Genomic DNA, 25039 nt, shown 5'->3' with positions numbered 1-25039 from the left:
TTCAGAGGGAGAAGGGGAAGGAACTACTGAAGGTATAATCGAAGGTGAAGGTATACCGGAAGGTGAAGGAGAAAAACCACCACACAGTGGAGATCAAAATAGTGATTGGCAGATAAATCTGCCGGAATTGCTACGAGTAATACAATTTTTCAATATGGGTGGATATCATTGTGCATTACCAGGAGAAGAATCTGAGGATAGCTATGTTTCAGGCTATGATGGAGATAAGTCTTGCCTACCACATGCATCAGATTACAATCCACAGAATTGGGTGATAGACCTAAGCGAGTTATTGCGATTAATACAATTCTTTAACATGAATGGTTATCATCCCTGCCCTGATGGTGAAGACGGCTACTGCCCAGGAATTATAAAGTAGCACAAACATTTTTGCCTGTGGGAAATTATTACATAATATAGCGGGGGTGGAGTTGCTCAAAAATGGATAGATTGGATGTTGATGGTTATTTTTTTTAGGGAGCAGGGATGCTCCCCCTACATTATACCTTTAGAAAAGAAATAAACCACAGAGGGCATGGAGAAAAGAATTGAAAAACTCTGTGGTTGAATGTTCTTTACCTTGTGTAATTGCTAAGTAAAAAATTCAGGTAGGGGTGTCTACATAATGTAATAATATAGCGGGGGTGGACTTGCTCACGAAGGGATAGATTGGATGTTAATGGTTATTTTTTTTGGGAGCAGGGATGCTCCCACTACTTTGGTATAATGAGTAGGGGTAAACCCATGCGTTTGCCCTAAAAGTAGACGTCTGAGTTGGGGTGGATGGATGGGTTCGCCCTTATGATTAACCTGACAGTGATTGTTTAGGGCGAATGCTTGGGTTCGTTACTATATCCGAACTTGCTGAAATTGTTTGGGTAGATGTGTGGGTCTGGTTCTTACGGTGTTATTGTGAAAAATGTAGGTAAATAGGAGGTGTAAGTGTTTTTTACTTAGATGTTTGTTAAAGAATTTGTTTATTATATGGTGGGTTCTAATAAGTCGTTGATGTCGGGTAGGTGGGAGGTTCGTGCTATGGACAGTACGTTGACGGAGGTGGCACCATTCTTTTTTAGTATGCGAGCACACTCAGTTACAGTGGTAGTTGTTGTAACGATGTCGTCGATAAGTAGTATTTTTTTCCCTTTTATTTCGTTGGGGTCTCGTACTTGAAAGGCACCGTGAACGTTTTTCTTTCGTTCATTAACGGGGAGTATGGTTTGTGTTATTGTAGGACGGATACGAATCAGGGTTTCGGATAGTTTGGCTCCTTCAAAGGTGTTTATTATTTGTTCTGCAAGTAATAGGGATTGGTTGAAGCCTCTTCGTTGTAGCCGAAATGGGTGTAAGGGGACGGGGATAATTAAATCGAAATGTTCGTCTGCCATTTCTGTTTCAATCCATTCACGGAGCACTGCTCCTAATGGTTCTGCCATGGAGCGTTTCTTATTAAATTTGAATTTAAGGATTGCATCACGGGCAATGCCTTTGTATTGAAGGGGGCTTTGTATGGTTTCAATATACCGATTTGGTTGAGTTCTACATTTTTTGCAAGGGAAGTTGGAGCGTGTCCCGAAACCTATAGCTGTAGGGTGAGGAGTCCCGCAAAGTGAACAGAAGGGTCTTTCAATACGGGGTAGGGTTGCCCAACATGCAGGGCAGTAGAATGGATTTTCTTCTGTTATTAAACGGCTGTTGCAATTAATGCAATAGGAAGGTAAGAGGATGTTTTTCCATGCAATTAGCCAATCATGGTCTGAAAATATGTTTGGTATAATGTCTTTTAATTTTTGTATGGGCATATTATTGAGATAATGGGACGATATATAGGAGTTTGTTAATAGAAGCAGGTGTTAATGCTATTGTGAGTTTTTCTTCTGTTTCTGAGTATTCAAAAGGTATTTTTTCACCGGGACTTCCTGGTGTAGTTCCTTCTGCGATAATCTCAAAGGGTTTGTTTTGAGGTGCTTTGAAAGGTATGTAGGCATTTCCGTTCCCGTTTATTAAAATTGTTGCTACGGCTCCATTTTTGACGTAACGATTTTGTGGAACGGGAGCCCAAGCAATGTGATGAACGGGATTGTCTGCGAAGGTAAATGTTTTACCGTCGATATTTATTTCTTTTGAACCGGAACCAGCAAACGCAAGTAGTTGTCCATCTACAGTACGGAAAGCCATGGCTCTATTTCCTTGATAGGTGACGGTATGTCCCCAGACTTTGAAGTCTTTTAATTCAATAACATTAGGTTTTAAATTCAATTCCTTAACTATCTGTTCATCTTTCTCGCGATTTCGAGCAAAACCTCCTTCCCAGCCTTCTTCAATATCTTTGTAATGAGGTGCCACTGCAATTGTGCCATTTGGGAATCGAGTGAACATATAAGGATTATTTCGTGAAAGATAGTCGGGGTTATCATTATAATCGTTGAATATGCCTGAGGGTGGATATGCATTCATTGCGGAAAGAATATCAAATAGCCAGCGTGTTTCTTTCCCGAGGCTTGCACTTTGATTATCTCGTGGACGGAAGCCTAAATAAACAGCTTTGCCTTTGTTTATTTCTTTGTTTGTGCCGACGGTATTCCCTTTGCAGGTTGCGATTATTGTTGTATTTTCAAGAGGTTGTATAGGGTAGATGGAGTCTATTGGGAAATCTGTTAGTACGGTCATGGGTGATAAATGGGCAAGGGGTCCTGTAAATTCTATATCCATTCCCACTGCGGAGTAGCCGTAAAATCTGGTGGGGAGATAGTTGACGCTCATTACGTTTTGCCACTTATCCAAAATGAAATTGCCAACAAAATCGAAATAGGGTGGAGGACCTATCCAGATTAAGTTTCCGCCGTTTTCTACGAAGGTAGATAGTTTTTCCAGAAGTCCTTCGGGAGGTATAGGTTCAAATAATGCTACTAATGTTTTATAAGAGCGATTTTTGACTCGACAAATGCCATTGTCGAAAGAGCCTAATTCGATTAGTTTTTCCGCAGTGATGTAGTTTCCGTAGCCATATTGAATAGTTAAACTGCCGAAGCGTTCATCAAAAGCGACGAGGTCAATAGGATATAGAAATAACACATCAGTATCGCGGTGTTCATAATCTTCGACTAAGGCAAAAGGTAGCCATGGGGCGTTTCCATAAATATCACAAACTGCCTGTCGTCGGTCGGCAATTTCATGAGGCATACCCCAATGAGCAGAGTACGAATTTGGCACGTCATTAATAACACCAGTGGAAGCCCCTAAAGCCAAGCCATAATAGTTGCGGTCGAGGAAACCTCCTTCGGCAGTATCGTTTCCGTTGCCTGTCAGGAAATCACCCCACTTAAAGTAATCATGGCAGGCAGAACTTGCTTGATGAACAGTATTTGACCACATAAAATTAGAGGTATATTCATAGACATAGTTTAGTCGGTACAAACAGCGTTCTGTCCGCCATAGGTCACAGGTTGGACTTTCTGCCCATGTTGCATGTGCTCGTGCCTCCAGTTTGTATCCCACGTTCTGTTCAAGGTATTTTTTGGCTTGAGTAAACAGGTCAACGACGCCGTTATGTAAGAAGTGGTAGTACTGAGCCCTGAACAATGCGGTTTTAATTATCCCCTCTCTCCCTGGTGATATTATATGTTGAATAGGCTCGTGAGCGAAAAGGTCATCGGAAAACACATCCTGTCCCTGCACAAAATAAATCATATAAGGTGCAAGGTCTGCGTATTGTTCGCCATATTTTTGTGCGAATGCTTTTTGAAATCCGGGACTAACATAACGTAATGCGAAGGAACCTAAATCATGGTGATTAAAATAAGCCCAGTCTTGCTGTATATGCATTTCATCGGAATAGAGAGCGTTAATTTTGACGCCAGCGTTAATATATCTATCGCACAAGGATTTCAGGTAAGGCAGAGCATTTTCACTAAAATAATCCATTTCGGGTGTTTTGTAATGAATGACAACTAATATGCGATTTGCTTTGGTTTTCTCTACAGCACCGCTCCCATAAATGCGAATTCGTGTAGCGGTGAAATCACCATGTTTGGTTTTTAATGATGGGTACTCTTCTATCTGTGCGGTTTCACTGATTTCTACCATTTGACTGGGAACGACAACTTTATATTCCCTACCGAAAGTATCTTCATTGAAGGCGAAAACACGGACACCTGCAAATTCAATATCAATAGGACCTTTATTATTAGCCCACCGTTCCTGTCTCCATAATTCTATGCTGTATTTGCCTGTATCTGGGTCTCGTAATCCTTTTCCGAAATGCATCCATACGCCACATTCTCCTGTTTCCTTGCGGTATTCGGTGCCTAATTCCAGAGGAGTGAGAAAACTTAAATCCAGACCTAACCCGTATGACTGAGCAAACTGGCTTATTTTTGCTATCCGTTCGATGTATTCCGTTTTATCTGGGGTCCATTCACGGGGTTTGTTTTGCCCAGGACGATATTGGGCAAAGAAGTGGTCAAAAGCAATTGTAAGTGTTCGCACACCTCTTGCTTGGGCATTTTCACAAATCTTACGCAATGTGGTTATGTTTGGCTCACGAGTCACACTAATGTTAATCTCAGCATCGGGATTGCATAACGTATCTAACTCATCATCCCGCACTAAAATAATGCCTGCTTTCGGCAATTGGAATTGCCATGGTCCTGGAAATTTAATTAATGATGTCGAATAGTCTGGCTCTGGGATATCATCACTATACAGAGGGGAAATGAAGAATAAAAAAGATTGTAAAAAGATAAGTATTAGGATAGTTTTTTTGGTTTTCATTATTTTTCCTTTCACCAGTAATATTTTGTCATTGAGTGAACATAGATAAATCTTATGATATGCAATACTTATGAACAAATTTTATATTCTCTTATTGATTCTTTCTACATATTCAATCTTTTTTTGGGTGTGACTTAAGGTTCTGGAATATAATATATTATATGATAGAGCCAGTTTTTCGGATGATGGATTCTGCCTGACAGAGCAGTTCAATCCATTGGATATTATAATATTTGGGGTTATTAAAATCGGCATTTATTCCGCTTTGGATTTTATTGACCATATTTCGTATGGATTCTTCGACACTTACTAATGGGCGGAATCCCAAAATGTGCTCTGTTTTTTTTGTGGATATGCGATAACTCCGACCCCGAGTGGAGCCATATTCTACTTCGATTTCTATATTTTTTCCAAACTCACGGAAAACTTTGCGAACCCAATGGGCTAATTCCAGGATACGGTAATTTTTATAGGAAAGATTAAAAATCTGGTTAGCAACGATGTTTAGGTCTGCTTGTAAGCAAGCGACGTAGGCGCGGGCTATGTCTGTTACATCGATGAGGGGTCGCCACATTTCTCCACCACAATGGACAGTGAGCATTCCTTTGTCGAAGGCTGATTTTACGAAGGTGTTAACGACGAGGTCATAACGCATTCGTGGGCTCCATCCGTATACGGTGCCTTGACGAAGCATTGTTGGGCAAAAATCAGGTCCTGCTAATTTACTTAATTCTTGTTCTGCCTGGTATTTGCTCACTGCATAAGCGGCCCGAGGTTCTACGGCGGTTTCCTCATCTTGAATGATATCTTCTGCTAAGAGACCGCGGTCATAAATGGAGCAACTGGATGCAAATATGAATCGTTTTATTCCTTTTCTTTTGCAATGTTCTCCGAGGATGGCAGTTGCTTCGGTATTGAGTTTTTTGTTGGCTTCTGGATTGAATTCAGCCATAGGGTCATTACTCAGTCCTGCGAGATGAATCACTCCATTTATGTCTTCCAACCATGCTGGGTCAAAATTATTTAAATCGCCTTGAATACATTCGATGCGGTTTGCTACATCTTCTAACCCTTCTGAACCGAATAGGAACTTGTCAATTACTCTTACTGCAAAGCCATGATTTAATAGTTCACGAACAGCAACAGCACCGATATAGCCTGCACCACCTGTTATTAGTATCATATTATTATCCTTTCCTTCGTATAGTTAAATTGTTTTTTTATTATGGCACATTGATTGTGATGGATTCCTTTTTTGTTAAGCCTGCATAGTCTGTTAAAGCGATTGTAATTTGATGAGAACCGTTAGGTAAATTTTCGTCTTGTTCCCAACGTAGTGTTCCACGAGGTCCATCATATTCTGCGAGTAGCCAATGGTCATCACAGAACATTTCTGCTTTGGCAATACCACTACCGATATCGGAGATGGAGCAGGAAATGGGTGGTTTGGGTGAGGTTATTTTTGACCCATTTGTGATTGAAATATCTTTTATTTGTGGTGGTGTGTCATCTCGAAAAAGAGCATATATGCCCCAGTTTGATATAGATGCGCTGACGAATTCTCCATTTTGTTTGGATTCTACTCTTGTCCATGAGGAGCCTGTTTTGCGATATAGGTGTATTCGTTGTTTTGGTGTGATACTATCATTTATATTCAACTCTATTTTTATTGGCTCTGCAATAGGTGCTTCAACAGGTTCCAATTTCCATATTTTTGATGAGAGCACCATGCCCTTAGGTAAGTTGGACACAGAGGCATTTGATAAAGAAAGCCAAAGAGTTCCATAAGGTGATTTTGGGCTTATACTTATTTTTAGGTCTTGGGTAGCGATGGTCTTTATCGGTTGTTGTTCTTTGATAGCATATATTGTTTTTTCCCATGGTGGTAGTAATGGATGAGTTACTTTGAACGTCCATTTTCCAGAATGAGGGGGAGACCATGGTAGTTCATAGACAGTATCGTTGCATCGAAATGGTTTTAATGTGATAGGTTGCTCTTCGGTGTCAAGCAGGCATAGAATAGTCGGTTCTGTATCTATTTTATTTGTTGGGAGCACAATTTCAATCGTAATAAGTTCAGGCAAATAATGCACAAAGACACCGGATTTTGTTTTGGGCTCTGGACTTGTTTTGTTTGTTGTATTAGATGTTATTTCAGATATGTAAAGAGGGACTGTTGCTTTTCTGCCATAGAAGTCTTCAACTTCAATTTGCAAATGTTCGTCAGAGTCAATATCAAGCCAGTCCTTTCTGACATGTTGATAATTTGGTGCTTGATTGCCCTGCCATCGCCATAATATCCAATAAATAGGGTTTGATATATATGGATAGAAAACCACCTTTGCATCCCGATAGGTGTTATAGTCCAGTATATTTTGTTCAATAACGGAGAGGATGGAGTTGGATGTTCTTAGCGTGATACGATAAGGACCTAATTTACAAGTCCCGGATTCGGGGTCTATAGTATTGATTGCTAAGCCTAATTTCCCTTTTGCATGAATCGTGATAGGGGTTTGTTTTTGATTATTAATGGGGAATTCTATTGGCAGACATCGGCCATTGATGCGTGTGTTGGTGGTTCCAGGGACAAATAGGATAGATGAAATTTGTGGACTGTTTTGGTCGAGCCATTGGAAACCGTATTCCCACGGGTTGATACATGTGATACCATCTTTTTTCCTGAGTTCAAAGTGTAGGTGAGGGAATTTTGTTCCGGAATAACCGGCATAGGCAATAAGTGCCCCTTTTTGAACTGGTAGTTCATTTTCTCGGATTTCTTCATCAATAGTAAATGACTTTTTCTGATGTTGTAGTTTGTACAGGTAAGATTGATAGGGTTCTCCGAATTTGCTGAGGTGTGCATAAATGCCGATAATTCCGGAGTTGAATTGGATATATAATACACGACCATATCCCCATGGTCCACATCGCATTCGAACAACATAACCATTGTCTATTGCATATACTGGGGTTCCAATTTCAGCACGGAAATCAACGCCCATGTGAAAACGTCCATCACGGTACTCACCGAAAGAGGAGGTGGCTAATAAATCACCTTTTAGTGGAGGGGTATAGGAGTTGGTTGCAGATAGATGAAGAGATAAAAAGAAGATATATGTAAACACGAAAATAAACCGATTCATTGCTTATTTTTCATTACTTGCTTTTTTTCTTTGGTGTTGTCTTAGTTGGGGCTGGTTTTGGTTCGGGTACTTTTTTTGTCTCAGATTCGATTATTCTTTTTAGAATGGAATCGAAGGCAATAAAAAACTTTGATTTTTCTGGGTCATTAAGGTAAGGATTGCAAAAGTTGTAAATCTCTTCATCGAGTTTCTGTTCTAAGATAATTTGTTTTATTTTGTCTTTTACAGTTTCAAAATCAACCTTTTCTTCTATTTCGCGTTCTAATAATTTGAATAAGTGGTATCCCATATTGCTTTTTAATACTGGACTTAAGTCTTCGGGTTTCATTGAGGGTAATACTTCTTTTAAGAATGGCGGTAGGGCTTCATCGGGAAGCCAGCCCATATCGCCTCCTTTTTCACGGTCTGGTGATTCTGACATTGACCTTGCCACTGCCTCGAAACTTTCGCCAGCACGAATCCGAGCGAGTGCCTTTTCTACTTCCTTTTTTGTCTCCTCCCAAGCGGTTTCTGTAGCGGTTTTTGCATTTGGCTTTGGTTGTTTGAAAATTTGTTGTAGGTGAACTCGGGATGGTTTCATAAATAACTGTTGATTATTTTCATAGAATGACTTAACCTCGTTATCAGAAACAGTTATTTTTTTCTCATTTGCGAGGGCTTGTTTCATTTTTTCTAAAATGATATTTTTTCGTGTTCGTTCACGAAGGGTTTCTAATGTTTCCCCACGAATTTTTAAATACTCTTCAAGGGTAGGTGGATTTTTACCCGCAGAACGAGCATTATCCTGAATGTCTTTTAATTGTTCATTTATGGCTTTTTTTACTTCATCTTCAGATGCAATACATTTTCGTTTTAACGCCTCTTGGTATAGGATTTCCCGTTCTGCAAGTGTAGTAATACATCGGATAGCGAGTTTGACTCGTTCTTCGTCAGAAGGGTTCTTTTTGCCAGTAGTGGCGATGTATTCAAGCAATTCTAAATGATACCTTGAGAGGAATTCTTCACGTGAGATAGGGGTACCAAGTACCAAAGCCACTGGACCGTCAGGGACAGACTTTTCTACAATATCCATACGCGACAAATCGGGTGCTTGTGCATATGAGCCGATAGTTAAGATTAAAAGCAGTATAATATATAGAGCTTTTTGATGCATTTTTTTACTATCCCTTACATTATGAGTTTGCCCAATTATAGACCAGTCCTATTACTTGGGCTATGCCTGCATTTACAGGTGCTTTACTTCCACCTGTTGGGTTAGCTGGGTCCTCTGCTACGTAACGAATAAATTCTACGTGGCCATCCATGTAGAGGACATTTGACCCACCAGGGATGTGATTGAATCCAGAGGGATTGGTTGAAACATGGTCAAGCATAATCCAAACGGAACTCTGTGCCTGCGATGTTGCAGAAGGATTGTTAATATCTGTAATTAAAAAGCGTTCGATACCTTCGCGTAATCGGTAAACGATGCTTCCACCACCATTTCCATTTGGAGGGTTTACATCAATATCCTTGTCTATGTATTTTGGCCATTCGGAAGGATTCGCGTAAACAGGAAGGAATGCACGTGTTGCGAACTCTACTAACTGGGCGGGACCTGTTACCGCGGTTGGTAGATATGGGGGTAATGGACCGAAAGTCATGGGATTATCTGTGGACTCGCCACGGTCAATGACCCAGCCTAAATACATATAACTTTCATCTACAGCTGCAGCACCATAACTTGCATCTGTGCAGAGCCAGCCAGCAGTGGTTTCACCTGTGGCATCATTGGTGATGTCTTTGATTGAGCTTTGTGCATCCGATGGGCAGAAGAATATAGCGGGGTCGGTCAGATATTCTGGATACAATGTAGTTGGGTCTGGTCCAATAGCAATGAAGATTGACCCATACGGTTGAAGTGTTGTGTCTGCGGAATCACAATCACGGAATATAGGTAATGAACCATCGCGAACCAGAACTGTAGGATAACGTTCACCTTTAGATTCACCTGAATACATTTTGAATACCAATCCCCATTGTTTGAGGTTGTTCTGGCAACTGGAACGACGGGCAGCTTCCCTTGCACGGGCTAATGCTGGTAATAATATTGCTGCAAGAATACCGATAATGGCAATAACCACTAACAATTCAATTAACGTAAAACCTTTTGCATGCCTTAACATAATTTTTTTCCTTATATTGAGGTTAATTGGATTTATTATAATATATTTTCAACACAATAATTGAATTATATTATCATATTACAATTTTGCAAAACTCTTTTGGCATAATGTAAGTCAAATATTTGATTTTTTATTTAGGGAGTTCATATTATGGCTGAACGAATTGCACTGTACCCTGGTAGTTTTGACCCACCAACATTGGGACACTTCGATTTAATACATCGAGCCAGACGGATTTTTGACCGTGTCGTTGTCGCGGTTGCTATTAATGAGGCAAAGACCGCTCTATTTACAGTTGAGGAACGGATGAAAATGTTGGAAGAAGAAATGAATCATGAACAGGGGATTGAGATTACCAGTTTTTCAGGGTTATCTGTTGAATTTGCAAGGAAATGTGGTGCACAGGCACTGATCCGAGGGTTAAGGGTTGTTTCCGATTTCGAGTTTGAATTAAGTTTGGCTATTAATAATCAGAAATTGGATCCGGGCATTGATACTGTATGTCTAATGCCAAGTGAACCATTCCTGTTTTTAAGCTCACGTCAAGTTAAAGAGATAGTTCGTTTTGGCGGTAGTGTCTCACACTATGTTTCTCCAAAAATTGAGAAGAAATTACGAGAAAAACTTTTAAATAAGTAACATTCCTAACTGAAATATATTGGTATCCTTACCGTTGGAATGAGATAGATAGAATAGATAGTACAAATGGGAGGGTGAGATGGAAAAAATTATAATGTACGTAGGCCAAATGAGATAATAAAGTGGGGGTAAATATCAAAAAGAGATTTATTTTTACCCTTTTACCTTTTATAATAAGCGTTTTTTATGTTTGGTAGAGGTGTTAAAAAGAGGTAAATATTGCCGTTGTTAGTAATATATGAATAAAAAATTAAAGAAGGTAGTTCTTTCTATCTCACTGAATTTTATAGGGGTTGAGATTTTCTTTTGGAATGAAAATTAGGTGAATCAGGATGGGATGAGGACTATGTGTGAGTTTAGGAGAGTATGGGAAGTTTTTGTTGATATTAGACAGGGGGGGTTTAGGTGCTTTATAATTATTTTAGATTGATGTATCAATGACACCGTTTATTTTGAGGTGTTGTCTATATAGGACGTTTTTTTGGTGGTTGTAATTTTAATATTTTGGAGGTACATTTATGAAGAAAGATAATATGACACGGCGTGCTTTTTTGACGGTGAGCACATGTACGGCGATGGGTGCAGTATTTGCACAGAAGAAACCGAACACAGCGAAAGTTGTTCCTGGTAAACGTTCCCCGAATGAATTATTGAATTTGGCGGGTATTGGTATAGGTGGGAAAGGTAGAGAGGATATTCTTTCCTGTTCGCGAGAGAATATTGTGGCATTGTGTGATGTTGACCTTGATTATGCCAGTGAAACAATTAAGCGTGTTCCGAATGCAAAAGTTTACCAAGATTTCAAGAAGATGTTTGATGAGATGGGTAAAGAAATAGATGCGGTAACGATTTCTACTCCAGACCATTCCCATGCAACGATTGCTTATACTGCAATGAAATTAGGGAAGCATGTGTATGTGCAGAAGCCTATGACGCATACGATTGCTGAGGCGAAGCTTCTTCGGAAAACGGCACAGGAGATGAAGGTGGCGACACAAATGGGTAATCAGGGACATTCTGGCATCGGTGCTCGTGAGGTGTGCGAGATGATTTGGACAGGGGCTATAGGTGATGTTAAGGAGGCACACATTTGGACAGACCGTCCGAGGGATGGATGGGGTCAAGGGACTCCGAATCCATTGCCTGAAGAGCCAATTCCCCCGTCTATGGATTGGAATTTGTGGATAGGGCCTGCTCCTATGCGTCCATATAATCATGGGTATGCACCTCACAATTGGCGGGGTTGGATAGATTTTGGTTGTGGTTCACTTGGCGATATGGGGTGTCATATTATGGACCCTGCGTTCTGGGCATTAAAGTTAGACAAGGCTAAGGAAGTTACTATCGAAATTGTTGGTGCGGAAGGACGTAATTCTCAGACCTATCCTGTTTGGTCTATTGTAAAATATCATTTTTCTGAACGGGAAGGGATGGGACCTGTGGATGTTTATTGGTACGATAAGGGAAATAAACCGAAACGTCCCGCTGATATTCCAGAAGACGAACCTTTAGGTGATGGTGATAATGGGTCTTTATTTATCGGTACCAAGGGGTATTTAACTGCGGGTGAATATGGTGGGAAGGCAAGATTACTACCTGAGTCGCGTATGAATGATTATAAGAAACCTGACCCAATTCTTCCTCGTGTTAGTGGTTCTAATCATTATCGCAATTGGTTGGAAGCGTGCAAAGGAGGAGAGCCTGCTTGCTCAAACTTTGACTATGCTGGACCACTTACAGAAGTGGTGCTTTTGGGTTGTATTGCCCAACGGTTGGGACGGAAAATAGTCTATAATATGGCGGAAGGGAAGTTTGTTGGCGACGATGAAGCCAATGCTATGATAAGTAAGCCATATCGTGAAGGATGGCAATTACCTGTGTAATAACACGGATGTTAGAAATATAAGCATTAAAAAGATTTTTTGGTTTTAATCACAATTGCGTGAATCGGTGCGAATAAGCACAGAGAAATGTCGTGTTGAAATTATGTAAAGATGGGTGGTTTTTATTTTTATGGATAGATTTCCCTATTGTGTACATTTATATAGGAATGTATATAATAATTCTTTCGTTATCTTATTAAGGTTTACAAGACATAAAGTGATAGGAATGAGGATGCGCTATTTAAGTTTGAGTTTAGGTGTATTTGTTGTGTTTTATCTGGTGTGTGGTTGTGTAAATGAGGAAAGGACAGAGATTGTTCAGAAGAAGTCGGTTTCTCCTTTGGAGTCAGGGGGAGTGGTAACGCCATTACCGACGTCTCAACGGTTGGGTTTGCTTCCTGTGGATGTGGAGAATCGGGATGAATCGGGGATAGGGGCTATTAAAGATGTTTCGTCTGAAGCGAGTGCATCGGAAAAAGAGGGACAGAAGGCAGGTAGTGGTGAAAATAAAATGGATATGGGGAGTTCCTCTTTTACTGCGGGTGGTTTTGGTAAATTGGAATTGGAATGGGTAACGCCAGAGGGTTGGTGTGAAGATACAAGCAAACCGATGCGGGTTGTTTCATTTAATGGTGGTGAACATTCGGGATGGGAATGTTATATTAGTGTATTGATGTCACAAGCAGGAGGAATAGAAGCAAATCTAAAACGGTGGGCAAATCAGATGGGCAAACAGGATATGGATGCTCGGGCTCTTGAGCAACTTGTGGATATTACTATTTTAGGGAGGCAATGCAAACTTTTGGACATTACGGGTACCTATGAGGATATGCAAGGGGTTCGTCATGAGAATTATCGTCTTTTAGGTGCGGTTTGTTCATTGGAGAATCAGACGTTGTTTGTAAAGATGACGGGGTCTGAAAAGGAAGTTGCTCTTCAAAGGGATAACTTTATTAAATTATGTAATTCACTTTCGCTAAAAAATTAAACAGTGATATGGAAGTAATAAGATGAAAGGATTTCTCCGATTTTTAGGGTCGTATAAATTATCGGTTGTGATACTTTTCTTTCTGATGGTGATTGTATTTTTTGGGACTCTGGCTCAAACGGAGCATGGTATTTACGAGATTCAAAAGAAATATTTTGAGTCTATTTTCGTATTGCACTGGCTGGGTAATTATATACCTCTTCCTTTACCTGGGGGAGGTCTGCTGATGGTGCTTTTGTTGTTGAATTTATTTGTAGGTGGAGTCCTATTAGCCCCGAAAAGTATTAAAAAGCCAGGGATGCTCATTGCCCATGGGGGTGTTATTTTACTTATTCTTGGTGGTTTTTGGGGTGAGTTCTGGGGGGATTATGGTCAAATAACTTTGTTTGAAGGTGAGACAAAAAGTACATTTGAGGACACAAGGAGATGGGAAATTTATATCTGGAAATTGGATAAGGAAAGGAAGACGCCTCTTACCGAGTGGATTATTCCACAAGAACAGTTTTCCAAGATACACGGTGCTATGCGTAGAAGGTTTTTTTCAAAAGAATTACTATTTGAGATAACATTAATGCGTTTCATGAAAAATGCCAGACCTCGATTTGCTGTTCCTGGTGTAGAACAGGGTATTCAGGGGGTTCTGTTAGAGTCTGCACCTTCGGAACGGGAAGAAGAATTAAATTTTGCGGGCATCTATGTAGAAGTTTCTGCCAGGGAACAACATCATTTGGGTATACTCTGGGGAGGTGAGAAACAGCCATGGGTTTTTGAGATAGGGGATGAATTGTATTCAATGGGGATACGACACCAAAGAATGGAACTACCATTTTCTGTAAGATTAGAAAAATTTATTAAAGAATTTTATCCGAAAACTAATAAACCGCGATTCTTTGCAAGTGAGGTGGTGTATTCTACTGGGGGTTGGGAACAGAGAACCGTAATACGGATGAATGAGCCGTTACGTTTTCAAGGTTTTACATTGTATCAAGCGTCCTGGGGAACAGTGAATGATAATTCTACCTCACCTGTTTATTCTGTTCTTGCAGTAACTAAGAACCCTGCAGAGCAGGTTCCTCTATATTCATGTATCATTGTTTCTATAGGTTTATTATTACATTTTTCCCAAAAATTAATAAGATTTTTGAAAAGTTCGAGAGGAGCACACGAAGTTTCATGACTTTTCTCCTAATATCATCTGTCATTCTTTCTGGATTCGGTTTTTTAACTACCGAAGAGTTATCTCCAGAGGCTCATCAAACTGCTGAATTAATCGCGCCCCAATGGGACAAAGAAATAATAGCATTGGCTGAAAAATTACCTATTCAGTCTGATGGACGAATAAAGCCGTTGAGTACCCATGCCCGATTTTTACTTTTACGATTGAGTGGCAAAACCTCCATAAAAAATCAGGCAGGTAGAAATTTGTCTCCGACGGAGTGGTTTATAGATTGTCTTTTTTATCCTGATATAGCCAGGCAGTATCCAGTTTTTATTGTTCATGATTTATCAGTTTTAGAAAATCTCGGGTTGAAGGGGCATGAAAAGAAGCGAGACCGTTATGCTTACAATGAATTAATTCCTGCCCGTGAAGAGTTGATGAGTCAAGCACAGAGATATTCTCAGATACATCCTTCTCAGCGAACACGTATTCAGGAGCAGGTTCTCAATTTGGCAGATAATGTGCTGATTTTTGAAGAAATAATAGGTTATCTGGACTTTGCTCGATATAAATATTCACTTTCATCAGACTCCTTACTTTCCCAATTTTTCCCTGAAAAAAAAGAGGTTTTTTTATCGGAAATTATTGAGATATTCCCTGAGATAAAGAAGAAACTCAAAGAACTTTCTCAAACGATGAATGAGGAACAAACGAAAGAGGCATTATCAACCATTCGGAATTTATTAGGCGAAGTAAGTCAGCTTGTTCATAGTGCAGAGCACTTTACTGTTATTCCTCCAGCAAATCCATCTGAAAAAGAATGGCTTTCTCCCTTAGACACGGTTATTCAAATTTTTGACCCATCTGTTGAAGATATACCAGACATTCATCTCTTTTTGCTTTTTACAAAATTAGAACTGAAAAAAGGAAATTCGGAGGAATTTGGAAAATTATTAGCACAATTAGTGCACGATATTACTACGATGGCAGAGATAAGAGGAGAGGGGAAAAAGATAAATCTGGAAGTGTTGTATTATAAAGGAAAATTTTTATTCTATAGCCAATGGATATTTTTCCTTGCTTTGGTTCTAACGGCAATATGGTGGCTTTCTGTTGAGAATCGAGTATTGAAGTTCAGTGTTTTTTCGGTCAACACGCTTGCTTTACTATTGCTTATTATTGCTATTACTTTTCGTTGTATTATCCGTGGACGTCCTCCAGTAACAACTCTATATGAAACCATTTTATTTTCTACCGCCACGGCGGTTCTTCTGGCGTTTATCATTGAGTGGTTTACTAAAGATAATATTTCATTAAGTCTTGCCAGTTTTTTGGGATTATTGGGATTGTTTTTGGCTAATCGATATGAGATGAAAGAAGGCACGGACACGATGCCCAGCCTTGTAGCGGTATTGGACACTAATTTTTGGCTTACTATCCATGTAACGACTATTGTTATTGGCTATGGTGCAGGTTTATTAGCCAGTGCTTTTGGGCATGTCTGGATTTTGGGGAAATTGTTGGGGCTTAAGAAAACTGATACGAACTTTTATAAACGACTTTCACGAGGGATATATGGGACTATTTGTTTTTGTTTTTTCTTTTCCTTTGTGGGCACTGTATTAGGAGGTATTTGGGCGTTACAGAGTTGGGGACGGTTCTGGGGCTGGGACCCGAAAGAGAACGGGGCGTTATTGATTGTATTATGGTGCTTGATTGTGATCCATGCTCACTTAGGAAAACTTATTAAGAGTCTTGGCGAGGCATTGGGGTCTATTATTTTAGGTGTCGTAGTTTCTTTCTCATGGTGGGGAGTTAACTTATTAGGTGTGGGTTTACATAGCTATGGTTTCACTCGCGGAGCATGGAATTCCCTTCTTATTTTCTGGTTAATTGAAGTTTTGTTTGTTCTCTCTGGTGTTTATATTAGCGTCTCTGAGAAGAAACAAAACCTAACTTTGATGAGCAATAACGATTAATGTAGCCTGTATTAAGGGAGTAATGTGCTTAACATTTATGTTGGAGTAGAGTCGGTTGTTTTTTCATTTTTTAGGTACAGGATGAGTTTTTGGTCGAATGTATTTGCGTACATATGACATGTTTTTTCAGATTCAGGGGGGAAATCGTAAACTTTGATTAAATTTTCGTATTTTTCCAGACCTGGTGATATTTCCTTTAATTTATTGGGCAAGTGAGTTAATAACTGCTCATTGAACCAGTGAGTTTCTCTATTGGGGAAATGAACAAAATATAATAGGTCTGATTCTACCAATTCGCTAAAGAAATGGGTTCCTAAAGACACATCGGGAGTTAAATCTTCTCTCATGGCTACAATTTCACACAAGAAAGAGACTGAACTAATCTCAGAGAAGCTAACGGGCACTCCTAACGAAGGTGTGCTGGTTCCCCATCTTCCTGGTCCGATGAGGACCACAATAGGGTCTCCTGCAATGAGAGGGGGTATTTGGTTTAAAGTGCCAATGGCACGAGCGACAGTGTAGCGTTCGGATATAGGGAGTTCTCCGTAGACATGAGGAACTACATAGATAATCCGATGCACCTGATTGGAACGGCTTCTTCCAATAATAGGACCGTCTGTTTGAATAATCAGGTCTGTTTTCTCTTCGATAGTAGGTTCAGAAAGAAGTTCGGAGCGGTCGCTGACCTGTAAAGGTCTGCATTGAACAATGTCGATATAGAAATCTTTATCACTTTTAAAATTTGCAGTAAATTCTACATCTACAGGGTTCTGGTATGCATTATCCAATGACATAAGTATTTCATGCATATCTGTGGTGAATGACGTTTCGGTAAGAAGCGAATCAAAACGGATTTTCCATTGAGGAGGCATTTTTTGTCCACGTTCTCTATAGAATCGTTCTGCTTCGAAATCTTGAGCCACGAAAAGTTCTAATGGAATTCCCTCACATTGTGGGACAATATCCTGCACAGGCATAGAAATGAGGCGGTTACCGTCCAAATCAATAACATCTACCTTTTGTTGAGAGTATCTTTTTTGCTCTTTTGTTGAACCTTCAGGACGCAAAAGGGGTTCGTTAAGTGCAACAATTCTTGTGTAGTCGTCATCCGAACGGTCGACTGCTCGTGTGCCTAATCCGAATACCAGACGTAACATACCTGCTTTAGGGTCAATTTCTGGGGACCATACGTAGGGATTGTATGAAAAACCCACACCTGCGATATTGGGAAAATATAATCTTCCATGCTGTGCTCCAGATACGCGTTGAACCAAGAGAGCCATTTGTTCGTCTTTGTCCAGAAGACCTCGCCGTTTTCGATAGTATAATGCTTCTTCACTGACAGTGCTGGCATATACGGTGCGAACGGCTGCTTTGAAATCTTCCAGTCTTTGCCTTGTTGAACCTTGATTGGCACAGAAGACACTTTCATATTTCCCAGCGAAAGAATTTCCGAAATTATCTTCTAATAAACTGCTGGAACGAACAATAATAGGTGAAGAACCGAAGTATTCCAGAACTTGTTCAAATTTCATATCAATATCTTCGGGAAATTCGCCCGTGATGATACGTCTACGAATTCGCTCAGCTCCTGGGAGAAAACTTTCTAATTCTTTTTGTTGTTCTCGTGCCCACCAACAGCCATTACGTACGAGAAAGGTGTAATATACATCGGAGCCGACATAAAAACTATCATGTGTTTCTAATTTTTGGTTCCATTTTGGGTTGCTTTTTCGTAATATAGCCTGTGCGAGTAGCATACCGACAGATTTTCCGCCTATCATTCCTGTGCCGATAACACGCCGACCGATTTCTACAAGGTCTTCTAACGTAAAATAGTGCAGAAACATCTCAGTTATTCGTTTTTCCCGTGTTATCATCATCTTGATAAGAATTTCCATTAATTCTCTTTTTGTTTTTTCATCTCCTAAACGGATGATATACTTTGCTTCTCCTAAAATGCGGTTCCATATATCTGTAGGTCCTTCACCTGGACTTAATGTTGTGCTTATTGTAGGTGACAGTACCTTTGCCATAATATGGCTTTCTGTAATGGGGTTCATTTTTCCGTCTTTCCATAAATGTAGCATATGCATGGAGGGGGAATGCCTCTGTTGAACTTTTATGGGTCGAATGAATAGATTTTCGTTATGGTCATACAGGTCAATGACGATTTGTGCGGTTTGTTGTATAGGTGTGATGGATTCGGGAGTGTGTTGGGAGCGGTCAAGGAAAAAGTATGCTAAATCGCCTCGGTCAAATAGATAAGGGCAGGTTAGCATGAAGAAATTACAAAGCATCGTGTCACTAAACCATGTAATGGATAGGTCGGATAATCGGTCGAAAACGTAGAAGGCACGGCGTTCTGTGCTTTTTATGACCTGATGCACCTGACTGATGAAAGGTTCAAATCCTTCATCTGGAGTAACAGTTGCATATGTGGAAACGTCAGTCTCTTTTAGTAAAGGTTGATGTTTTCCGTATCTGAAATAGACGATAGGGCGGGCTGTTTCATGTCCATGTTGCACAAAGGGTATTACAAACTTGCGATAATCTACAATTGAATTTCCACGAAATACAACGTTGTCTCCTGCAATTAGCCCTCTTAATATTCGGTCAAATTCAGGTATTCCTGTGCTAAGCATTGATAGTGACATAATAAATATATTCCTTAGTTTTGTTATTATTGTGTATTTTAGATTAAAATGAATTTTAGTTTCTACATATAAATTAATTACCTATTTTATAAAAGGTTAATAAAAGATGGATAGGACAAAAGAAATAGAATACGTTTTACGGGAAGCCTTGAAAACAGGGACAGTTGGTGTAATAAGTATTGAAGGGAAATTGTGTCCTGTTACGGTTATTTCTGTGACGAGTGATTATATTCGTGTAACAAGAACAAATTTAGCAGATGGACTTTTTTCGGGGATGCAGGTTGCACTTGAGTTGTGTAGTAATCGGGGGTGCTTGGTTTTGCAAACGGAGATTATTGAAGTGCCTGAGTCTGCGGATGAGGGAATTGTTTTGGCAATTCCCAAAAATACATTGAACATATATCTTCGGCGGTTTTGGAGAATATCTGTTGATATTCCTGCGGAGGTTAAGCCACATGCTCATCCGCGAAAAATTAAGGCGATTATTCGGAATATTAGTGCTGGTGGTATGTTGATAACTATTGAGGAAACTTTGGAAATAGGGGAAAGTGTTGATGTATTCTTTACGTTGAAATATTCCGCAATAGAAAAAGAGAAGACCTTTTGTCTGGTTGGTTCCGTAACCCATGTATCGTTTTCGGGAAAGGAGAATCAGGTAAGCCTTAAATTTGTGGGTATGGACCCTGAAGACGAGAAACAAATCAATGAGTTTGTTATCAAAACGTTAAGGACAACGTGTCCTAAATTAGAGGTATGATTTGTTTTTGATATGTTAAATAATGGCACTTTGGAGTGTTTTTGGAAAACTAAAAAGGAGGTAAAAAATAATGGTTAATAATTGGATAGATAGATTCGCAGAGATATGGATGAAGTTTAAAGATAATGTATCTAAATTGGATTTAAATATCCTTGATGAAGAAGATTTGTTTGCATGGGAAAAACTATTTTTAGGGAAACTTGTTCCTCATTTAGAAAGGGAAGGTTGCCTTGTTGTTGCGGTAGCAGGAGGAACAAATACAGGGAAGTCCACAATATTAAATGTTTTGATGAGACAGGAGTTAACTGCAACAGACCCTTACGCAGCTGCAACTAAAAGGCCTGTTATTATTGCCTCTGAACGGAAGGCAAAACAATGTCTGAATAACAATATGTTTCTTGAATTTGAAGCGAGAGAAATGAAGAGTAAAGAAGAGGCAATTGACAAATCTTTACCCAACTATATTCTATTAGTAAAGGAAGAAAAGTCCCTTCCTGATACCTATCTGTATTTAGACACTCCCGATATTGATTCCATTGCGAAGGAACATTGGGAGATATCGGATAAAATTGTATCCGCAGGGGATATTATTATTGCGGTCACAAATGATTCTAAGTATATGGATGATGCGGTAATTAAATTTTTCCGTCGTGCTTACGAAGAAGGGAAAATAGTGATTCCAGTAATGAATAAGGTAGATATAGATAATCCCCAAGCTATTCAGATTGCAGATAAACAAATAAGAGAGTTTATGAAAAAAGTAGGAATGGATGATAATTCTCCCCATTTCTACTTTCCCCGATATCCCTATAATGCAAATTATGTGAACGAATCTATTAAACCATTGGCAGAAATTACCCCTGAATTGCCTGAATTAAGAGATTATATCTGTTCTTTTCCTGTGCAGGAGACAAAAGCAAAAATCTTAGAAAAGACAATAAGTAAATTTAAGGAAGAATTTGGGACATGGTATAGAAGTAAATTTTTAAAATTTTTACGAACATCCCGCTCAAAGGTAAAATTTTGTGAAGATTATCTTGGGGACATGATTGTAGGGAAGGAATTTCTCCCGTTTCGTTGGATACGGTTAGTAGAAGAGATTAAATACGAGTTAAGAAAACATATCGGTTATATTACTTACTTCACTTTATTCCCCACCTCTATTTTTTCTGGACATCGAAGCGAAATCAAAAAATTGGAAGCCAATATAAAAGAGACAGAGGTAGATATTAAACAAAAACACAATGAAATGATAGAAAAATGCTTTAATGAACTTTTAGATTGGTTATTAAAATCGGATTTTATCTCTGAAATAGATTACATAGATGAGAATATCAAAAAAAGATTACATGAATTGAATAATAATCGAGATGTAATAAGAATGAAAATCATTACAAAAATGGAGCCTCTTCTTTCTGTAAAATCTGAGTGGATACAGAGTGAAATAGAAAGGATTGTGAATGATTTTTTAAAATCTCCTAATTTAAAAGGTTTTTATGGTAAGAGGATTCTATCATTTATACTTTTAGGTGCAGGTATGATATTTATAGTTTGGGGGTTGCCCTATGTTGGGCCTTGGGCAGAAACTATAGCGGGAGGAGGAATGATTGGAGGTTCTGCACTTATTGAAACGGTTGAATATAAAAGATTCCGAAAAGATATACATTTACTTTATGAGAAATGGATAATAGAAAAACAGAAAGAACTTCAATGGATATTGAAGGAAGAAGTTTTACAATATGTGCTCCAAGATATATATAAATATATAAGTTTTGCAGAGCAGTTTGATAACGAAGTTCAGAATATTTTTAATGGGGAGTTTACTTTGCAAGCAGAAAATATAGAGCAAGCCCGAATTGAAGCAATTGATAATCTACAGAATAATGATATTATGGACGAACAACAATTATAGGAGGAGAGACATATGTTTCCAAAAGCAAACTTAGAGAAGGTTATACATCAATTAGAAGAGATAGCGGACTATAAAGGGAATTGGGAGGGCTTTTTACCTATAGCGGAAAAGTTAAGAGGTGGAATTAACGAAATAAAGGAAAGAAGTAGCAAAATTGATGCGTTGTTAGTTGTTGCTATTGTGGGTGGGTCGGGGGTAGGGAAGTCGACATTAATTAATGCTATTGCTGGTGATAAAATTGCAAAGACCTCAGAAATGAGACCCTGCACAAATCGTCCTATTATTTATCATCCTCCAGATTGGGAGCCAGATTCTGAATTTAAGGAATTGTGTGAATTACATGCCCGTTCTGCCCTTGATAATATTGTTCTTATAGATACCCCAGATACAGATACGGTTATTAAAGAACATCGAAATTTTACAAAAAAGATGATAGAGAAATGCGACCTTATCCTTCTTTGTGGAAATGGAGATAAATATCTCGAAGAGGCAACATGGAGTATTATTCGTGAAGTGAACAAAGAACGGGGTTTTGTTCTGGTGGAAACAAAAATGACTACGGAAACACCATCTATCATGGAGGACTGGCTGGAGAAATTAAAACGGGATGGAATAGAGCCTCTAAATTATTTCCGTGTAAATGCCCTTCGTGCGTTGAATAGGAAATTAGGGACAAAATCAGAGGATACGGAAACAAATGAATTTGATTTTTCGAAATTAGAAGATTTTCTTGCTCGACAACTTACGGATGCAAAGATTCGTCAGATAAAGACGGTAAATATTCATGGTTTGATAGAGAAAATGATAACAAGATTAGATGACTTCTTGCATGAAACAGAGCCTGCAATTAACAAAATGAAGGAATTTATTGATACGAAAAAAGTAGAGTTCGTAGTACAACATGAACGAATTATTCGGACAGAGTTTGGAAAGGAGTCGGGCACATTTTATCATCTATTGAAAGATGAAATTGCACCTGAATTGCATGGAATTTTTTTATTACTTGTCCAGATGAAGGATCGTTTTGCAGGGGTTTTAAGTACTTTTTCTAAAGTGATTCGCCCATGGAAAATCATAGGTGAAATAGTTCAGTCTAACAAAGAAGAGATTACTTATTTTGATAAGAAAATTAATGAGATTGTTAATAGAATTGTATTGCAGATTTCAAAGAAAAGTACTCGTGAATTAGAGAATGTTCAGTATGAACTTGCCTTTGCTCTTGATAAGGCACAGATTCGCAAAGATGCAGTTTTATCTATGTCTGAAAATTTCACATCAAATTTTTTTAATAGAGGGGTTAATTTTTTAAGAGAAAAGGTTGATTATTATCTCATACAGAAGGCAACGTGTTTGTCAAACTATTTTTTTGTGGAATTGTTTTATGTGCCTATGTATATAGTGCTGGCATTTTTTTTCTGGAAAATTATTCCGGGCTATTTCTTAGGTTCGTATCAAGGAACAAATTTTATTATTCATTCTTGTATTGTCTTTTTTGTCAGTGTGTTTGTCAGTTTTTGGATATATGATAAAGTTGTTTATGTTAGTGCAAGAAGTATACGAAAGAAAGTCATGAAGCAGTTTATAGATTATCTGCCAGATATTATGAATCCATTTGTAGACTATGAAAAGCTTATCAACGAAGTGAAAGAACAGATTTATAAGATTCAGAATTTAAAAAAGAATTTGAATCTTTGAGATGATATTTGACATTTGAGTTGAATGTTGTATATAATAGTACCTCCTTTTAATTTTTTATTTTTAAGGAATAAATTTACCTAACATGATATAAGGAATACATATAAATTTATGGGTAAAGGAGACCGACGAACGAAGCGTGGAAAGATTTGGCGCGGAACCTACGGTAAGACGAGGCCGAAGCCTGGAAGTAAAAAAGCAGATAAATAAATGTGAGTTGAAATTATAATTTTACTTTTGATATACTATTTTGCCCACGACGCAAAAAGTTTCATTACCCAAATAAAATCAAAAAATCAATAGTGTAATTCTGTTGCTAATGAACAGGAGGAAAATCCTTGCCAACGATAGGACAATTATTGAAAGGTGCCCGTAAACCAAGGGCAAAGAGAACAAAGGCGCCGGCATTGAAAGCATGCCCGCAGGCGTCAGGTACGTGTACACGTGTATATACGATGACACCAAAGAAACCTAATTCCGCTTTGCGGAAAGTGGCACGTGTTCGATTAAAGAATGGATATGAAGTAACTGTATATATACCGGGTGTAGGTCATAATTTACAAGAGCACTCTCAGGTGTTGATTCGTGGTGGTCGTGTAAAAGACCTTCCGGGTGTTCGTTATCATTTAATTCGTGGTGTTTTAGATGCCATGGGTGACATGGGCGGAACTGCAAGTGTTAAAGATGATGGTGGCAAGAAAGTTCATGCAGGCCGTTGGGTTAGCCGTTCAAAATATGGTGTTAAAAAACCAAAACAATCATGAAATTAATTTTTGAAGGATAAGCAATGCCAAGAAGAAGAGAAGTTCAAAAACGTGAAGTTTTACCTGACCCGAAGTATAACAGCACATTAGTTGCAAAGTTTGTCAATATTGTAATGTCAAATGGTAAGAAAAGTGTAGCAGAGAGAATTGTATACAATGCATTAGATATTATTAAGAAGAAGTTACCGGATAAGGACCCGTTAGAAGTTTTTAGTACAGGGATTGAGAATGCAAAGCCGTTAGTACATGTGAAATCACGGCGTATAGGCGGTGCTACTTATCAAGTTCCAGTTGAAATAGAGCCGAATACGCGTACCTCTATTGCACTTCGCTGGATTCGTAGTTATGCACGGAATCGTGGGGAAAAGACCATGGAGGAGCGATTGGCAGGTGAATTAATTGATTGTTATAACAAACAAGGTAATACGATAAAGAAACGTGAAGATACACACCGAATGGCAGAAGCCAACAAGGCGTTTATACATTTCAGATATTAACAGATGATACCGAGTTTTTTATATAAGA

Annotated in this window: 19 protein-coding genes; 12 read left to right on the top strand and 7 right to left on the bottom strand. The window is 38.8% G+C overall.

From position 1 onward, the window contains the following. The coding region (locus PLJ10_11750) for a hypothetical protein (protein HOK10318.1) at positions 1 to 379 on the top strand (379 nt) is incomplete at its 5' end. Between the two features lie 601 nt (positions 380 to 980). Here the strand turns inward: PLJ10_11750 and PLJ10_11745 are convergent. From PLJ10_11745 to PLJ10_11720, 6 genes are all read right to left on the bottom strand, one after another. Then, positions 981 to 1802 carry a ComF family protein gene (locus tag PLJ10_11745; GenBank protein HOK10317.1) on the bottom strand — a complete coding sequence of 274 codons (822 nt, stop codon included), beginning with the start codon at positions 1800 to 1802 and terminating at the stop codon, positions 981 to 983. A 1-nt stretch (position 1803) separates the two neighbouring features. Beyond that, positions 1804 to 4773 (bottom strand): hypothetical protein, encoded by a 2970-nt coding sequence (locus PLJ10_11740; protein ID HOK10316.1) that lies wholly within the window; start codon positions 4771 to 4773, stop codon positions 1804 to 1806. A 157-nt stretch (positions 4774 to 4930) separates the two neighbouring features. After that, the gene (locus tag PLJ10_11735; GenBank protein HOK10315.1) at positions 4931 to 5956 is read right to left on the bottom strand and encodes an SDR family oxidoreductase; all 1026 of its coding nucleotides are present in this window, start codon (positions 5954 to 5956) and stop codon (positions 4931 to 4933) included. A gap of 40 nt (positions 5957 to 5996) precedes the next feature. Beyond that, positions 5997 to 7916, bottom strand: a complete 1920-nt coding sequence (locus PLJ10_11730; GenBank protein ID HOK10314.1) for a M23 family metallopeptidase — start codon at positions 7914 to 7916, stop codon at positions 5997 to 5999. A gap of 13 nt (positions 7917 to 7929) precedes the next feature. Then, positions 7930 to 9069: a peptidylprolyl isomerase gene (locus PLJ10_11725; GenBank protein ID HOK10313.1), complete on the bottom strand. Its 1140-nt coding sequence runs from the start codon at positions 9067 to 9069 to the stop codon at positions 7930 to 7932. 19 nt (positions 9070 to 9088) lie between these two features. After that, positions 9089 to 10081: a DUF1559 domain-containing protein gene (locus tag PLJ10_11720; protein HOK10312.1), complete on the bottom strand. Its 993-nt coding sequence runs from the start codon at positions 10079 to 10081 to the stop codon at positions 9089 to 9091. A gap of 150 nt (positions 10082 to 10231) precedes the next feature. Here PLJ10_11720 and coaD point away from each other — a divergent pair, with 150 nt between their 5' ends. The 5 genes from coaD to ccsA all read left to right on the top strand — a co-directional run bounded on the left by coaD (position 10232) and on the right by ccsA (position 16729). Beyond that, positions 10232 to 10720 (top strand): pantetheine-phosphate adenylyltransferase, encoded by a 489-nt coding sequence (gene coaD, locus PLJ10_11715; GenBank protein HOK10311.1) that lies wholly within the window; start codon positions 10232 to 10234, stop codon positions 10718 to 10720. A 518-nt stretch (positions 10721 to 11238) separates the two neighbouring features. Then, on the top strand, positions 11239 to 12603 hold the full coding sequence (locus tag PLJ10_11710) for a Gfo/Idh/MocA family oxidoreductase (GenBank protein HOK10310.1): 1365 nt from the start codon (positions 11239 to 11241) through the stop codon (positions 12601 to 12603). Between the two features lie 226 nt (positions 12604 to 12829). After that, entirely contained in the window at positions 12830 to 13591 is a 762-nt protein-coding gene (locus PLJ10_11705; GenBank protein ID HOK10309.1) for a hypothetical protein, read from the top strand. Positions 13592 to 13613: 22 nt separating this feature from the next. Continuing rightward, positions 13614 to 14768: a cytochrome c biogenesis protein ResB gene (locus tag PLJ10_11700; protein ID HOK10308.1), complete on the top strand. Its 1155-nt coding sequence runs from the start codon at positions 13614 to 13616 to the stop codon at positions 14766 to 14768. Then, positions 14765 to 16729: a cytochrome c biogenesis protein CcsA gene (ccsA, locus tag PLJ10_11695; GenBank protein HOK10307.1), complete on the top strand. Its 1965-nt coding sequence runs from the start codon at positions 14765 to 14767 to the stop codon at positions 16727 to 16729. The genes PLJ10_11700 and ccsA overlap by 4 nt, the downstream gene beginning before the upstream one ends. A 35-nt stretch (positions 16730 to 16764) precedes the next feature. Here the strand turns inward: ccsA and PLJ10_11690 are convergent, their stop codons facing one another. Next, positions 16765 to 19386, bottom strand: a complete 2622-nt coding sequence (locus tag PLJ10_11690; GenBank protein ID HOK10306.1) for a PEP/pyruvate-binding domain-containing protein — start codon at positions 19384 to 19386, stop codon at positions 16765 to 16767. 106 nt (positions 19387 to 19492) lie between these two features. On the opposite strand from PLJ10_11690, the gene PLJ10_11685 reads away from it, so the two are divergent. The 6 genes from PLJ10_11685 to rpsG all read left to right on the top strand — a co-directional run bounded on the left by PLJ10_11685 (position 19493) and on the right by rpsG (position 25011). After that, positions 19493 to 20143, top strand: coding sequence for a PilZ domain-containing protein (locus PLJ10_11685; GenBank protein HOK10305.1), 651 nt, complete (start codon positions 19493 to 19495; stop codon positions 20141 to 20143). Between the two features lie 70 nt (positions 20144 to 20213). Beyond that, the gene (locus tag PLJ10_11680; protein ID HOK10304.1) at positions 20214 to 22055 is read left to right on the top strand and encodes a dynamin family protein; all 1842 of its coding nucleotides are present in this window, start codon (positions 20214 to 20216) and stop codon (positions 22053 to 22055) included. A gap of 12 nt (positions 22056 to 22067) precedes the next feature. Next, positions 22068 to 23750: a 50S ribosome-binding GTPase gene (locus PLJ10_11675; protein HOK10303.1), complete on the top strand. Its 1683-nt coding sequence runs from the start codon at positions 22068 to 22070 to the stop codon at positions 23748 to 23750. Between the two features lie 111 nt (positions 23751 to 23861). Continuing rightward, positions 23862 to 23960, top strand: coding sequence for a 30S ribosomal protein THX (locus PLJ10_11670; protein HOK10302.1), 99 nt, complete (start codon positions 23862 to 23864; stop codon positions 23958 to 23960). A gap of 128 nt (positions 23961 to 24088) precedes the next feature. Further along, positions 24089 to 24514, top strand: a complete 426-nt coding sequence (rpsL, locus tag PLJ10_11665; protein HOK10301.1) for a 30S ribosomal protein S12 — start codon at positions 24089 to 24091, stop codon at positions 24512 to 24514. A gap of 23 nt (positions 24515 to 24537) precedes the next feature. Beyond that, positions 24538 to 25011, top strand: coding sequence for a 30S ribosomal protein S7 (gene rpsG / locus PLJ10_11660; protein ID HOK10300.1), 474 nt, complete (start codon positions 24538 to 24540; stop codon positions 25009 to 25011). Positions 25012 to 25039: the final 28 nt, after the last annotated feature.

The organism is Candidatus Hydrogenedens sp. (genome assembly GCA_035361075.1).
In the GTDB taxonomy this organism is placed as follows: domain Bacteria; phylum Hydrogenedentota; class Hydrogenedentia; order Hydrogenedentales; family Hydrogenedentaceae; genus Hydrogenedens.
This window is presented reverse-complemented; position numbering and strand designations above follow the sequence as displayed.

What these genes read in the sequence shown, in the direction of transcription:
- PLJ10_11745 (HOK10317.1), bottom strand. Translation starts at nt 1,802, where the DNA reads ATGCCCATACAAAAATTAAAAGACATTATACCAAACATATTTTCAGAC.
- PLJ10_11740 (HOK10316.1), bottom strand. Translation starts at nt 4,773, where the DNA reads ATGAAAACCAAAAAAACTATCCTAATACTTATCTTTTTACAATCTTTT.
- PLJ10_11735 (HOK10315.1), bottom strand. Translation starts at nt 5,956, where the DNA reads ATGATACTAATAACAGGTGGTGCAGGCTATATCGGTGCTGTTGCTGTT.
- PLJ10_11730 (HOK10314.1), bottom strand. Translation starts at nt 7,916, where the DNA reads ATGAATCGGTTTATTTTCGTGTTTACATATATCTTCTTTTTATCTCTT.
- PLJ10_11725 (HOK10313.1), bottom strand. Translation starts at nt 9,069, where the DNA reads ATGCATCAAAAAGCTCTATATATTATACTGCTTTTAATCTTAACTATC.
- PLJ10_11720 (HOK10312.1), bottom strand. Translation starts at nt 10,081, where the DNA reads ATGTTAAGGCATGCAAAAGGTTTTACGTTAATTGAATTGTTAGTGGTT.
- coaD (HOK10311.1), top strand. Translation starts at nt 10,232, where the DNA reads ATGGCTGAACGAATTGCACTGTACCCTGGTAGTTTTGACCCACCAACA.
- PLJ10_11710 (HOK10310.1), top strand. Translation starts at nt 11,239, where the DNA reads ATGAAGAAAGATAATATGACACGGCGTGCTTTTTTGACGGTGAGCACA.
- PLJ10_11705 (HOK10309.1), top strand. Translation starts at nt 12,830, where the DNA reads ATGAGGATGCGCTATTTAAGTTTGAGTTTAGGTGTATTTGTTGTGTTT.
- PLJ10_11700 (HOK10308.1), top strand. Translation starts at nt 13,614, where the DNA reads ATGAAAGGATTTCTCCGATTTTTAGGGTCGTATAAATTATCGGTTGTG.
- ccsA (HOK10307.1), top strand. Translation starts at nt 14,765, where the DNA reads ATGACTTTTCTCCTAATATCATCTGTCATTCTTTCTGGATTCGGTTTT.
- PLJ10_11690 (HOK10306.1), bottom strand. Translation starts at nt 19,386, where the DNA reads ATGTCACTATCAATGCTTAGCACAGGAATACCTGAATTTGACCGAATA.
- PLJ10_11685 (HOK10305.1), top strand. Translation starts at nt 19,493, where the DNA reads ATGGATAGGACAAAAGAAATAGAATACGTTTTACGGGAAGCCTTGAAA.
- PLJ10_11680 (HOK10304.1), top strand. Translation starts at nt 20,214, where the DNA reads ATGGTTAATAATTGGATAGATAGATTCGCAGAGATATGGATGAAGTTT.
- PLJ10_11675 (HOK10303.1), top strand. Translation starts at nt 22,068, where the DNA reads ATGTTTCCAAAAGCAAACTTAGAGAAGGTTATACATCAATTAGAAGAG.
- PLJ10_11670 (HOK10302.1), top strand. Translation starts at nt 23,862, where the DNA reads ATGGGTAAAGGAGACCGACGAACGAAGCGTGGAAAGATTTGGCGCGGA.
- rpsG (HOK10300.1), top strand. Translation starts at nt 24,538, where the DNA reads ATGCCAAGAAGAAGAGAAGTTCAAAAACGTGAAGTTTTACCTGACCCG.